The sequence below is a fragment of the Qipengyuania seohaensis genome, from assembly GCF_002795865.1.
Classification (GTDB): domain Bacteria; phylum Pseudomonadota; class Alphaproteobacteria; order Sphingomonadales; family Sphingomonadaceae; genus Qipengyuania; species Qipengyuania seohaensis.
The window spans coordinates 2107652-2120654 of sequence record NZ_CP024920.1 but is presented as its reverse complement, the minus strand read 5'-3'; the positions used below and the strand labels follow the sequence as shown (position 1 = coordinate 2120654).

Below are 13003 nucleotides of genomic sequence, written 5' to 3'. Positions count from 1 at the left end.
GGATCACTGTGAGCGCAAGAGGACGGGCCCGGCGCCCACCCGGATGCGGAGCAGCTCGTAAGGCTTGCGGCGTAAATCCCGTCCGCCGTGAAAGCCGGGCTGGCGGTGGAGCTGGTTGGCAGTGAAGTAGAGATAGCCGTCGGTGCCGATCGACAGTGTGTCGGGCCAGCTGATGCGGGGGTCGCTGACTACCGTCGTCCAGCGGCCCTGGTCGAGCACGCGGATCGCGTTGTTCTCGTAATCGCCGGCGAACACGCGGCCCCGGTCGTCTTCGGCAATCCCGTCCGAGGCGCCTTTGCGCCCCAGGCTGCGTACCGCGCGGGCCAGTTCCTCCTCGGACACCGCGGGGTCACGCAGCATGGCCGTGGGGACCGCGTGCAGCGTGCGGCCCGACAGTGGACCGTAATACAGCAGGCTGCCGTCGGCGCTAAGCCCGATTGCGTCGCTCGCGATTGTTACCGGCGTCGCGGGTCCATCGGCGGGACGGTTCATGAGCACCGCGCCGTCGACAACCGGGGTGAAGCCGGGCTCGGGGTTGGTCGTCGCATGGTTCGACAGGCGCCGGATCGCACGTCCGCTGGCGATATCGACGACGATGATGCCGCCGATCCCCTCGTTGCTGCTGTCGGTGATGTAGGCGACGCCCTCGGCCCCCTGACGCAGATCGAAGCGCACGTCGTTGAGGTAGGTCGTGGGCAGCACCACGCTGGGCGGCAGGACGATCGTCTTCACCACCCGGTCGGTCGCGAGGTCGATTGCCACCAGCTTTGCACCGCCGGCCTGTGGTTGAGAGAATTTGGGCGCCGCCGTGTCGAGCACCCACAGGCGATTGGCGCCGTCTGCCACCACGCTCTGCACCGAGATGAAATGCCCCGCCGGGTCGGCCGGCTCGGGCCGATTGGTCGCGGCGTCGGGATAGGGCACCGCCTTGCCGTCCACCAGCTCGGCAACCGTGAATGGCGCGTTATCGCCCCATTGCGGAAAGTTGACGAAGATGCGCCCGTTGGGTGCGACTGTTACGCCAGTCGGCATCGCTCCATCGAAGGTCGCGACCTGTTCGATCTGGGGCGCGGATGCACCATCGCGGGTCATCGAGCAGGCGGCAAGCGAGAGGGCAGCGCCAGCGGCAAAAAGCAGTTTGACGGAGATTTTCATGGGATCATTTCCTTGAGAATGCGGGCCGCTTCGTGGGGCTCGGACCGGAGATATTGCGGGGGCGCCTTTACCGATGCGCCAAGCGCGGCGGCGGCGTGCCAAGGCCAACGCGGATCCCACAGCGCAGCGCGGGCTATCGCTATTGCGTCGGCATGCCCGTCTTCGAGGATGCGCTCCGCCTGCTGCGGATCGGTGATCATTCCGACCGCCACGACAGGCATGGCGACCGCGTCCTTGACTGTCCGCGCCAGCGGCACCTGATAGCCGGGACCGACAGGGATCTGCTGGCGCGGGTCGAGGCCGCCGCCGGAGACGTGGATTGCCGAACAACCGCGCCGCTCCAGCTCCTGTGCAAACAATGCGGTTTCCTCCGCTGTCCAGCCGCCTTCAACCCAATCGGTCCCAGAAACGCGGACGCTCACCGGGCGGTCGGCCGGAAACGCTTCGCGCACGGCATCGAACACTTCCAGCGGGAACCGCATCCGGTTGTCGAGGCTGCCGCCGTATTCGTCGCCGCGCCGGTTGGAGATCGGCGAAAGAAACGCGTGAAGCAGATAGCCATGCGCGGCGTGAATCTGGACGGCTTCGATGCCGAGCCTGCCGGCGCGCCGGGCGGCATCCACGAACGCCTCCCGGATGCGGGCAAGCCCTGACTCGTCCAGTTCGACAGGGGGATGGTCGTCCGGAGCAAAGGGAATGGCGCTGGGTCCCACGGTCTGCCAGCCATTCTCCGTATCGGGGGGAAGCTGCGCTCCGCCGTGCCACGGCTTGGCGCTGCTCGCCTTGCGGCCGGCATGGGCCAGCTGGATGATCAGCGGCATGTCCGACCAACGGCGCACACTTTCGAGCACGCTTCGCATCGCCGCTTCGGTACGGTCATCGTAAAGGCCGATGTCACCGTGGGTGATGCGCCCTTCGGGGCTGACCGCGGTCGCCTCTATCGTCAGCGCGCCCGCGCCCGAGAGCGCCAACTGGCCGAGATGCATCTGGTGCCAGTCGGTCATCGCGCCGTCGACTGCCGAATACTGGCACATCGGCGCGATGACGATGCGGTTGGCGAGCCGCAGCCCGCCAACCTCAATCGGTTCGAACAACTTCACCATCACCATTTGCCCGTGTTGGGCATGGAGGCCCAGGGTTCGGCCGGAGCCTTGTGTTCGCCCTTCTGCAGCAGTTCGATCGAGATCCCGTCCGGCGAGCGCACGAACGCCATGTGTCCGTCGCGCGGGGGGCGATTGACCGTCACGCCGCCCGCGTGCAGCCGCGCGCACGTTTCGTAAATGTCGTCGACCCCGTAGGCGAGGTGGCCGAAATTGCGGCCCCCGGTATAAGTCTCGGCAGGGCTGCCGTCCTCGGGCGGCCAGTTGTACGTCAGCTCGACCTCGGCTTCGCCCTGCTCGCCGTCGCCGCGGAAATCCTCGTCGGCGGCAAGGTAGATCAGCGTGTAACGCCCGGCCTGGTTCTCGATGCGCCGGGTCTCCTTGAGACCCAGCAGCGTGAAGAAACGGATCGCCGCCTCGGGGTCGGCGACGCGCAGCATGGTGTGGAGATACCGCATGATCAGGCGACCTTGTCCTGAAGGGCTTCCATCACCAGCTCCGCAGTGCGGGTAGCGCTGGCGGGGTTCTGGCCGGTCACCAGATTGCCGTCGCGCAGGGCGAACGGGGCAAAATCGGGGCCGCCCTCGTGCTTGCCCCCAAGTTCCTTGAGCCGCGTTTCGAGCAGGAACGGCACCGCGTGATCGAGGCCGACCGCGCGTTCCTCGCTGTCGGTGAAGCCCGCGACACGGCGACCGGCGACGAAGGGCGTGCCATCGGTCTTCTTCGCCGAGACCAGACCCGCCGGTCCATGGCAGACGGCGGCGACGATCTTGCCTTCGCGGTCGAAGCGCTCGACCAGGCGGGCCAGTTCGTCGCTGCCGGGGTAATCAAACATGGTGCCGTGGCCGCCCGGCAGAAACAGCGCGTCGTAGCCGGCGGGATCGATGCTTGTGAATACAGGGGTGCTGGCAACCTCGGCCTTCAGGGCCTCGTCCTTCAGATAGCGCTCGACCGAAGCGTCGTTCTCGCCGTCGGCGTTGACGCTGCGCTGGTCGACGGGGATGGCGCCGCCCTTGATCGAGGCCAGCGTCACCTCGGCGCCCGCATCGCGGAAGGCATAATACGGGGTGGTAAGTTCCTCGAGCCAGACACCCGTCGGTTCGGTGCCGGGAGTCATGCGGTCGGCGGAGGTGGCCACCATGAGAATGCGGGTCATCGTCAATTGTCCTTTTCCATTGATGTCGGGGGCACGAGCAAACGCAACCGGCGCAGCCGCACCCGCCACAAAGAAAGCGGTGAGAGCCATCAGCATTTGGCGGCGATTTTGCCTTCGATCGTTCCTTTCGGTAGCTTAGATACGCAGGGAACGGCATCATGAAACCCAGCGGGAATGGTGGACGGCCATAAATTCGCTTATGGAACCGCAATGTCCCTCCTGCAGTTGCGCACCTTCGTCGAAGTCTACCGCCGTCGTTCACTGAGCGAGGCGGCTCGGGCAATCGGCATCACCCAACCGGCGGCGTCGCAGCACATCGCATCGCTCGAGGCGCAATTGGGCCGTCCCTTGTTTGATCGCCATTCGCGCGGCGTCCGACCAACAGCGATTGCCGACGATCTGGCGGCTTCGATCGGAAGCAGCCTCGATACGGCGGAATCGGCACTGGCCAGCGCGCGGGCCCGTTCGTCGCGCATCTCGGGCACGGTCCACATCGCCGCGCCGTCGGACCTGCTGGGAGAGATGATCGCGCCCAGACTGGCGCCGCTGCTGGATGCGGGGCTAGACCTACGCCTGCATATCGGCGGGCGCGAGGCGCTCTATGCCTTGCTGCTCGAAGACAAGGTGCACCTGGCTGTCACCGCCTCGCAACCCGAAGATCCGCGGTTGGCCTTCCATGCGCTGGGCGAGGAACACCTGCGCGCCGTAGCCTCTCCCCCCGTGGCCATGCGGATTGCCGAATTGCCGCTTGCCGACGGGCTCAACCGGACGGCCCACCTCGCCTACGATCTTGACCGGCCGCTGCTGCGGACCTGGCTCGAGGCAAACCAGATCGAGCTGATCAGCCAGCCAGCCTTGACCGCGCCCGATCTGCGGGTGCTACGGTCGGGATTGCGCGCGGGTCTGGGCTGGACGGTGCTGCCCGGCTATCTCACCCGCAGCGAACGCGCTGCCTGCACGCTGATCGAGATACCCGCGCCGATCACGGTGCCGCGCAACGCATACTACCTCGTCTGGGCACGCTCATCGCTGCGACACCCGCGCGTGGCCATGGCTCGGGACGCCCTGATTGCTGCACTCCGAACATAATGGTGGCCACGCCTGTTGGGCCGTGAGCGCAATGTCGGGTCTGAACCAGTTGAGCGCTGGCGAATCGAATGGCGGCTTTCGGGATCGTCGGCGACAACGCCGAACGACCGAATTTGGGGCGCAAAGCTGCCTTTCTTTCCCTTGCGACCCAATGCAGCTTAAAGGCACGACTGTCCCTGTTGTTGTCTACGAATGCGGAGCTACGTCCTACGCCCCCATCGCTCCGTGAATCGTCAGGACAATGTGTTGCAGGTAAGGAGAGACTGAAGGCTTGATACCGCCCTTCCCTTTCCGGCCTCGATATCTTCAGGAACCGTATCAACACGAACGACTCCATTTGCCTCCAAGCCGGACATCCTCGGCGACGTCTCGGACGTGACGAGCCACGCGCGTTCTGATCCGGTCGGAAGATATAGATGGCAATTCGGGACCGTCAGCGCGCCGCGATCTTGCCAGATGAAGAGCGCCAATTCGATCATCTGGAATTTGCCTTCGCTCCATTCGAACGCGAGGCGAAGCATGTCATGCCGAGTAGATTGAACAACCTCAGCAAGGCTGAGGGCATCATTCATGGTGCACCGATACCCGGCACTAAACGCCAATCCTGTCTCAAGCCTGTCGGTCGCGAGCAGCATCTTATGAACCGCTTTCGCGTACGCCAACATCACATTGGTTTCGACATTGCTAATCTTTTTGATCTTCCTCGTTTTTCCTCCCCCAATCCGGGGACATTCCACCTCCAATCAAAAACTCTCACGCAGAGATGCCCGCGGGAGGGCAGCATCCCGCGGGCATCTCTCGATCTGTCGTCTGAGCAATTCAGCGAGAGTGCTTGTCCCACAGATCGGACAAGATCCCCTGCCCCTCGTCACGCAGCAATTCACCATCGAAAGGAGCATGGCGAAGTCCGAGACCGTTCAAGGCTCGCGGAACGATGAGGAGATGGGCATGCAGAGGAAAAGCCGCACCAACCGATCCTGGGGAATGCAGGATCACGATTGACGCAAGGTCGCGCTCGGATGCGAGCATCACAGAGAACGAGCGCGCTTTTTCCCACCCGACGTGAAGCCGCTCGGCATCGGACAGCGGCAGGGTCAGGTACGTGAGCAGCCCGGCTTCGTTAGGCGGAGAGCATGAATCTACTTCGCGCAGCAGCAAATCAGGGCTGCTCAACATGTCGTCGGCCCGGGCGGGCAGAATGACTTCGACCTTCTCGGCATTCGGGGCCCAGTGCGACCGGTCCGCGTTCACGAATGACGCTCCCAGGTGGCACTTGCGGAAACCGAACTCGTGGGCGTTGTTCGTGCGCCCCCTGAAGGTTTTCCGCAGCACTCCGAATACGAAACCGCTCGAGGACCCCTCCGGGTTCAAGTAGAGCCAGCTGAGCGGATCCTTCTCATCCGTTTTGGTAGGTAAACTCGCTTTTTTCGTGCGCGGCTTGGATTTGGTCGCAGCCATCAGAACGTCACTCCCTTCAGAAAGCGGGAAATCTCGTCGGCCATGCGGTCGCATCCCTCCTTCAATTCATGAGCCGCTACGGGCGCTTTCCAGCGCATGGCGAGTCCCTTCTCCGTGACCTCCACGCACCTTCCATTCGAGCTCGGCACGAACCACAGCCTCTCATTTGCCCGACACGGAATCAGGTTCGTCAGCAGGATCGGCTCTGCGGATGAGCGAAGAACGATGTCGGCGAGCGCCGGGAATTCACCGGTGACCAAGCGCATCAGCAAAACGTCACGATCACGATCCGTCGACGTCTTGAGCATCGCGAAGTCGAACCGCTCGGCGTCCGCAGTCCCGCTGAGGACGAGATTGCACTCCGCCAGATCGAGGCATCCTTGCGGCATTCCTGGCAATCGCCATTCGGCAACTTTTGTCGCTTCCAGTTCAAGCAGCGGCAGCGCCAGAAGTCGCTCGCAGGGTGCGAGGGGTCTGTTATTGAATTTTGTCATTTCAGGCTTTCTCAGGAGGGTCACCGATCAGTATTGATCGGATCAGGCTGCCTTCAAATTTTCCTCCGAAGGACAGCTTCGCCTGGCCCAGCCAATCTACCTATCGTCGCTCCCACTCTGCGGGCGGCCGATTTTGACCGCGACTAGCGGCTTTTTCCCTTCTGCGGTCCCAGCGGCAGATTAGTCCCTTTGCTGGAACCGCGCGATGGAACACGCTCTGGGCTCTCTGCCGAAGCGGCCGCGGGCGGGGGGGCGCTTCGCACAGCTTCGGATTCAGCGTCCGTCCGCTCATAATTATTTTGCTGCTTGTTCCTCTCCGCAGCATCGGTCGCATCTGACGCAGCATTATTCGGTGGGTGCGATCGCGGCCGCTCGCCGGTGACACATTCGGATGGCTGAGAATCTAGTTTAGCTAGTGTGCCAATATCGAAATCAAGGTTCACGGCTTGCCCGTTCGTTCCGCTCATCGCAGACCTGTTAATGTTTGAGGTAGCATCGCTTGGTCGGCGTTCGCGATCTTCGGCAGCACGGCGGTCGACGAAGTCTTGATCTATCAGGCATCCGCCAAGCCCATTACGTTGGGCGAGCTCAAAGGCGCGTTCACGAAATTGCCTGCTTCCAGTCACAGACACCTTCCCGTGAAATTTCTGCGCGGAGAGCCGAAGTGCGGCCACGATGACTTCATCTTCCACGGCCAGAATGACGTCGATGCGATCGCCTCGATCGACGAAAACGGTGGGGGCGTCAGCGTGCCGGGCATACCGAACTTCGTTGCCTGATTGGAAGGGCACGAACCCACCGATAGGTCTGGGCTCTACATGAGCAGGTTCCTGACCGGTCAAACTTGGAAACAAATCTTTGCGACGACACCATTTGGCGGCGGTCTCTCCGTCATTTTTCCAGTAATGAAAGCTTTCGAGATTGGGAGGGGGCTTAGCGAACTCGGGTTCGGGTCGAGCTTCGCAATTCTGAAGCAGAGCAGCCCGCGCGATCTCGGTAGCATTTTGCTTTCTCGTCCCGCGCAAGCGTTCGAGTTCCCGCAGTTTCTTCTTGCGCTTGCGATCGGCGCGATATTCATCGCAAAGTTCACGGAACTCTATCGCACCCTTCGCATTCGGAAGAACGTCCTGTTCAGGTGATCTCGCTTCGACCTTCACAGAGGGACGGCGAGCGACAAAGTCGCCTAAATCTTTCGCCCGCCTGATCATCGTGATGCGACTGTTCACGCGCGAAGCGGACACGAACTCTTCACCGATCCCGATCTTGATCCCGTTGGTGCCGACCCGCTCGTAGGTCATGCCTTTCGCAGCCAGACGCTCGTGAAGTTCGGGCCAAGAGCGCGCATTCAGGATGATCGGAACCGCTTCTTCCTGCGCGATACGCTGCACGGACTTGAAACCGGTTCGCCATTCTGCGGCCGACGCTCCGGTGCAGATCGGCTTGTGACCAACAGCCTTCAGCTTCGCGGCACGCTTCGAAAGAATCGTTTTCCCGCCGACAACCACGTATCGCTGCTTCTCTTCCGCCTGCCACCCGAAGTGATCCACAATCTTGGCTACAGCCTGATGCGCGGCCTCCTTGTTGAAGCCATGGTTTATTTCGATCATGCGCCTGTTTAGCATGTCGAAGCGATTGACGGCGATGTGACAATGGAGATTGTTCGTGTCGCCGTGCAACACATAGATCGCTGGCTGACCGCCCAATCCCAAGTGGCCCAGAAACATTTCGACGGTCTCGTCGACCTGTTTCGAAGTGGGTTTTTCGTCTTCCCTCCAGCTTAGCAGCCAGTGGTCGACAGGATTAGGACTCCGCGTGGCCGCATTCGCGAGCGCCATCATCTCAGCCCTACGAGCATGCTCGGTATTGCTGAGGAGGTTCCGGTAACCCGAATGCAGAAGGCGCACGCCGGAACTGTCCCCAAACCCCGCGCGGAGCATGTAATCCACCATATAGGCCTTCTCGTCACTCTCCTTTTCCGGAGCGAGGAGATAGTCGATGAGCGAGCGTGCATGAGCGATGCGCTCTCGCGTAATCTGACGAAGGTTCTTCCGTGCCTTGATGCGCTTCGTGATCATCGCGAAGGAGGATCTACATGAATCGCGAGATGCGAAATTGCCGACCGGATATCCACCAACAGTCCGGTGATTTCCATTCTATCAATTTCTGGATTCTTGGCAGCTGCAGATAGCCGGACGCCCATCTCATGGAGCGCCGCGATCTTGCGGTAAACGTTTCGCGATCGTTCACCGCTTTCGGGATTCCCGCCCAGAAGCTTAGCTCGAACGAAATCCGATACTGAGCGATCGCCGACAATTTCCTTCAACTTGCGATGCTGCTCGTTATCTAGCCGGACAACAATTTTCCGCCCCTGATCTATTCGTGCTGCTCCCGCCCTCGGCTTCCCGTGGCGTCTCGGCGCCGGCCTATTATCTTGATCCATGACTTCTCCCCTCCCCTGAATGCGACAAGCCCCCACGCGGAGCATTGCTGATTTTATCAGCTGGTGGTGGAATACACCACCCATCCTGCTTATTTAACTTTCCTCCCTATTGAACGCGGAGGCTGGGCCGGAGCGGCGACCCTATCGAACGCGGAGGCTGGGCCGGAGCGGCGACCCTATCGAACGCGGAGGCTGGGCCGGAGCGGCGACCCTATCGAACGCGGAGGCTGGGCCGGAGCGGCGACCCTATCGAACGCGGAGGCTGGGCCGGAGCGGCGACCCTATCGAACGCGGAGGCTGGGCCGGAGCGGCGACCCTATCGAACGCGGAGGCTGGGCCGGAGCGGCGACCCTATCGAACGCGGAGGCTGGGCCGGAGCGGCGACCCTATCGAACGCGGAGGCTGGGCCGGAGCGGCGACCCTATCGAACGCGGTGGCTGGGCCGGAGCGGCGACCCTATCGAACGCGGAGGCTGGGCCGGAGCGGCGACCCTATCGAACGCGGAGGCTGGGCCGGAGCGGTCATCGGCAAGTGGGACCACTTCCCGCCGCCCGACGCTTCCGCTGCAGGCCCGTTCCCTTGCTGGCCGAGCCGACATGACGTCGACCGATTTTATAGCTCTTCTCCGACGATGCGAATAATTTTGCACCGTTGATCTGGGACGGTCACACTCCGATCACGCTTGATGAAGATCCGATATATCAATTTGAGCGCGAACATGGCTGACTGCGCGTGTCTTAATGCGACGCGGATCACGGAATGGTCCAAGCCCGCCAACAACGCGCTTGCTTTCCGCACGTACTACGTCGCGGCTGACAGCGGTGAAGCAGGGGATTTGAGGTTCACTTTGCAGAAGACATCGGAGGGGATGTGGATGATCCAGAATATCAGCGGATGAGGTTCAAGTGCCGACCTGGCGGGCAGAATCTGATGACTGTAGGTATCAGATTTTGGGCAGTTCTAGGGCCGATAGCGGACTGACCACTTTCGGGTTTCGTGACGACGAGAGCCGCCCTTTCACAGTCGGCTTGATTACGATCGCGAATAATTGAACAAGGCGTATCGGGGCTCCGAACCCATTCCATCACTAGTCGCTCAGGCCGCCCAATCGCCCTGAGCGATAGGCCGCTTCGACTTGTTCGATTTCATCCTCGGTGGTCATGACAAAGGGCCCTCTTTGGACGAACGCCTCTTTAATCGGTTCACCTGTCACAACTACAACTTGGCTCTCGGAACTGGCTCTCAGCACCAATGTGACGGGCTCTGGCTTTCCACCAACTGAAAAGGCTTCGCCAGAATGTATCGTGATGAGGCGTTCTCCATCGAGTTTCTCGACGCTTCCTTTGACAACATGAATCCATTGAGAATGACCCAGAGCAACTTCGTGCTCGAATTCACCACCTGCGTTTATCATCGCATCAAGAATCGTCAGCGGCAGTGCGGGTGAGCTGGACCCGACAAGTCCATTGCTCCTCCCCAGTACGAGACGAACCTTCGCATCACTGCTAACAATCTGAGGCATATCGACCGCCTTTACGTGAAGGGCTTCAGGCGCATCGTGCTTCAGTCGGGCTGGAAGGTTCACAAACATCTGAAGGCCATGCGTCCGTGAACCAGGGGTAGGCTTCTCGTCGTGCAGTGCGCCGCTTCCTGCCTTGAGCCAATAAAGATCGCCGGGCTCCAGATCGATATCGTTACCCATGGAGTCCCGGTTGTTGAAAAGGCCGACACTGTCTTCGAACAGGACAGTAACTGCTGACATGCCTGCATGGGCGTGTGCGCCGAATGTCGGTTCGCTCATGAAGTAGTGATCGACCATCACCAGCGGATCCATCAATCCGCTGAATCTAGCATGCTTAAAACTGAGCGCCCTGAAGCCCTGACCGATCGACAATCGCTCCCCGGTGATCGGTTCGTGTTCGACGGTCACCTTAGGGGCTGCGATTTCAGCTGCGTAACGTTGCCGCATCTCGGTTTCTCCAATTGAATCCACACACCCTTGAGTACGGCCCTTAGGGCTGTAGTTCTTGCCAGTCGCCGCCACACACTTGCCAGTTCGCGCCAGTCTGCCAAATTCGGATAGCGGCCAAAGCGGGCCGAACCGTATTCAATCCTCAATGCCGAGAAATCGGAATGTTTGGCCCAATGTGTTGAACGTTCCATGTGCCAGGATCAGAGGCAGGATATTGCGGCGACCGAACCACAGGTAGAGTAGCCCGAAAGCAAGACCGCCTGCTCCTGTGACAAGTGCACCATGCCAGCCCTGATAGTAGGCATGTCGATAACCGAAGAAGATGGATGATATCAGAACCGCCAGCAGGTCTGCTCGCAGCCCTCCGTCCATCGCCTCGCTCGCGTGACTGATGATGAAGGCACGGAACAGGAGTTCTTCAAAGAACGAGCCGTGCGTCCACACGAAGAACATGATGACGAGGTAGGCGCTGAGATTGCCCTCGACGTGAGCGAAGCGGTCGCTGGTGCCGATATCCACGAAGAACATGTCGGCAATCATCGACATCGTCTGGGCGAAGGCGAGGAAGACGATCATGGACAGCAGCGTCAGGCCGAGAGTTTTCGGCCAGCTCTCGGGCCAGCGGAAACCCAGGTCGCTCCACGTTTTGCCGCGGCGGCGCAGCAGGATCGTCCCCACGATCATCGCGCTGAACGTTGATGCGGGTCCTGCGTAAAGCTGAGAGGCAGGGAGCAGCGACTGCTTGACGACGACCATGACCGCAACGACCACGATCAGGTCTCTCAGGGCAGTCCATCGCGGATTTGCGGAGCCGGTTTCCTCCGGCTCCTCACTTGTGGCGACTGGTAATGTCATTGCTTTGGGTACTCCCGCTCGGCTCGAGTTGCAGACCGGCGTCGGCGCAGGACCGCAGTGACCATGACGATCAGGATCACCAAGACGCCGGCGGCGAATACGGCGAGGGCCGTGGGGAGGCGCGATACGAAGGTCAGTGTGTCGACATTCCCGGTCTTCCAGAACACCCACTGGCCGGCGACCTCGGTTGCAAGCGTTGGATTGCCGGTCGACAGGACCACGATGCCGTCTCCGGTTGCCGGATCGAACCGCGCGGCGGTGTTGATCGCGGGCTCGTTGCTGCCGTCGTGGCCGATGATGAAACCGCCCGAATTGTTCGGCGCATAGAGCATTGCGCCAAGGCCCCATATGTCGGCACCCATGTCGGAGGCGTGCGGGGTCCCCATCAGGGCCATGGTCTCGTCCGCGAGTACAGGGTTCGACCTGCCAGGCGCTTGTGCGGCGATGAACTTGGCGAGGTCGTCCGATGTCGTGAAGAGCGAGGTCGCCGCCAGCGCGGTGTACCAGCGAAACGGCTCGTTCGTGCCGTCAGCGCGGAAATTCTCGGCGAGCCCCATCTCCTGTGCCGCCGCATGGTCGAAGGTCGTGCGTTTCATGCCCAGCGGAGCAAGGACGCGCCTTTGCATGAAAGCCGGGAATGCTTCTCCCGAGACTTCCTCGATCACCAGCTGCAGTAGCGTGTAGCCTCCGCCCGAATACTGCCATCCGGACCCGGGCTCGCTGCCCAGTATCGTCTTCCCGTCCTTATCGGGAGAGACATCCATGGCCCGGGTGAGCGAGGCTTCGAGGGTCTGTCGCTCCTGCGCCGTGCCGAACCCGTCGTATCCCAGCCCGTCCGTGAGGCCCGCCGTGTGGCTGAGCAGGCGCCGGACCGTGACGCCCGAAGGATCGAATTCGGATGCGGGCAATTGCCAGCGTGTGAGATAGGTCGAAACCGGCGCGTCGAGATCGATCCGGCCCTCTTCGACCAGGGCCATGACGCCCCATGCGGTGATCCACTTGCCGAGTGAGGCGACCTGGAAAACCGTCTGCGCATCGATCGGCTCGCCGTTCGACAAGTGAAAATCCTCCACCTGTGCGCCGGCTTCGAGAAGGACGAAGCTGATATTGCCGGCACCGTCCCGCTCGGCGATCTGCTGTGCAGCCTGCGCAAAACCGCGATCGTCACCGGGTGCCGCGATGGCCGAATGCCCCCAGCCGCGGTCCACCGCTGCAAAAACTATCGCCCCCCACAGCGCACAGAATAAGAGAGCAAGACCTGCTATCGAGAAAAACCTCTTCATC

At 61.5% G+C, this 13003-nt stretch carries 14 protein-coding genes; 2 read left to right on the top strand and 12 right to left on the bottom strand.

Features of this window, described 5'->3' with window-relative positions; genetic code table 11:
• Positions 1-3: 3 nt before the first annotated feature.
• The 4 genes from CVE41_RS10350 to CVE41_RS10335 are packed head-to-tail and all read right to left on the bottom strand — an operon-like array spanning position 4 to position 3411.
• Positions 4-1155: an L-dopachrome tautomerase-related protein gene (locus tag CVE41_RS10350; RefSeq protein ID WP_100260577.1), complete on the bottom strand. Its 1152-nt coding sequence runs from the start codon at positions 1153-1155 to the stop codon at positions 4-6.
• Complete coding sequence (locus CVE41_RS10345) at positions 1152-2264, bottom strand: NADH:flavin oxidoreductase/NADH oxidase (RefSeq protein ID WP_100260576.1); 1113 nt, start codon at positions 2262-2264, stop codon at positions 1152-1154. Before CVE41_RS10345 ends, CVE41_RS10350 begins: the two co-directional genes overlap by 4 nt.
• Positions 2258-2716 carry a VOC family protein gene (locus CVE41_RS10340; protein ID WP_100260575.1) on the bottom strand — a complete coding sequence of 153 codons (459 nt, stop codon included), beginning with the start codon at positions 2714-2716 and terminating at the stop codon, positions 2258-2260. The genes CVE41_RS10345 and CVE41_RS10340 overlap by 7 nt, the downstream gene beginning before the upstream one ends.
• Positions 2716-3411, bottom strand: a complete 696-nt coding sequence (locus tag CVE41_RS10335) for a type 1 glutamine amidotransferase domain-containing protein (RefSeq protein WP_100261487.1) — start codon at positions 3409-3411, stop codon at positions 2716-2718. Before CVE41_RS10335 ends, CVE41_RS10340 begins: the two co-directional genes overlap by 1 nt.
• Before the next feature lie 210 nt (positions 3412-3621).
• On the opposite strand from CVE41_RS10335, the gene CVE41_RS10330 reads away from it, so the two are divergent.
• Positions 3622-4500, top strand: coding sequence for a LysR family transcriptional regulator (locus tag CVE41_RS10330; protein WP_100260574.1), 879 nt, complete (start codon positions 3622-3624; stop codon positions 4498-4500).
• A 233-nt stretch (positions 4501-4733) separates the two neighbouring features.
• Here the strand turns inward: CVE41_RS10330 and CVE41_RS10325 are convergent, their stop codons facing one another.
• The 5 genes from CVE41_RS10325 to CVE41_RS10305 all read right to left on the bottom strand — a co-directional run bounded on the left by CVE41_RS10325 (position 4734) and on the right by CVE41_RS10305 (position 8892).
• On the bottom strand, positions 4734-5135 hold the full coding sequence (locus CVE41_RS10325) for a hypothetical protein (RefSeq protein WP_157799482.1): 402 nt from the start codon (positions 5133-5135) through the stop codon (positions 4734-4736).
• Positions 5136-5319: 184 nt separating this feature from the next.
• Positions 5320-5958, bottom strand: a complete 639-nt coding sequence (locus tag CVE41_RS10320; protein ID WP_100260572.1) for a hypothetical protein — start codon at positions 5956-5958, stop codon at positions 5320-5322.
• Complete coding sequence (locus CVE41_RS10315; protein WP_100260571.1) at positions 5958-6452, bottom strand: hypothetical protein; 495 nt, start codon at positions 6450-6452, stop codon at positions 5958-5960. Before CVE41_RS10315 ends, CVE41_RS10320 begins: the two co-directional genes overlap by 1 nt.
• A gap of 143 nt (positions 6453-6595) precedes the next feature.
• On the bottom strand, positions 6596-8527 hold the full coding sequence (locus tag CVE41_RS10310; protein ID WP_100260570.1) for a relaxase/mobilization nuclease domain-containing protein: 1932 nt from the start codon (positions 8525-8527) through the stop codon (positions 6596-6598).
• Positions 8524-8892 carry a hypothetical protein gene (locus CVE41_RS10305; protein WP_157799481.1) on the bottom strand — a complete coding sequence of 123 codons (369 nt, stop codon included), beginning with the start codon at positions 8890-8892 and terminating at the stop codon, positions 8524-8526. Before CVE41_RS10305 ends, CVE41_RS10310 begins: the two co-directional genes overlap by 4 nt.
• Positions 8893-9610: 718 nt before the next feature.
• On the opposite strand from CVE41_RS10305, the gene CVE41_RS14770 reads away from it, so the two are divergent.
• Positions 9611-9790 carry a hypothetical protein gene (locus CVE41_RS14770; protein ID WP_198507649.1) on the top strand — a complete coding sequence of 60 codons (180 nt, stop codon included), beginning with the start codon at positions 9611-9613 and terminating at the stop codon, positions 9788-9790.
• 189 nt (positions 9791-9979) lie between these two features.
• Here CVE41_RS14770 and CVE41_RS10295 read toward each other — a convergent pair whose 3' ends face one another.
• The 3 genes from CVE41_RS10295 to CVE41_RS10285 all read right to left on the bottom strand — a co-directional run bounded on the left by CVE41_RS10295 (position 9980) and on the right by CVE41_RS10285 (position 13002).
• On the bottom strand, positions 9980-10861 hold the full coding sequence (locus tag CVE41_RS10295) for a pirin family protein (protein ID WP_100260567.1): 882 nt from the start codon (positions 10859-10861) through the stop codon (positions 9980-9982).
• Positions 10862-10999: 138 nt separating this feature from the next.
• Positions 11000-11719, bottom strand: coding sequence for a CPBP family intramembrane glutamic endopeptidase (locus tag CVE41_RS10290; protein ID WP_100260566.1), 720 nt, complete (start codon positions 11717-11719; stop codon positions 11000-11002).
• Positions 11716-13002, bottom strand: a complete 1287-nt coding sequence (locus CVE41_RS10285) for a serine hydrolase domain-containing protein (RefSeq protein ID WP_100260565.1) — start codon at positions 13000-13002, stop codon at positions 11716-11718. Before CVE41_RS10285 ends, CVE41_RS10290 begins: the two co-directional genes overlap by 4 nt.
• Between the last annotated feature and the right edge of the window lies 1 nt (position 13003).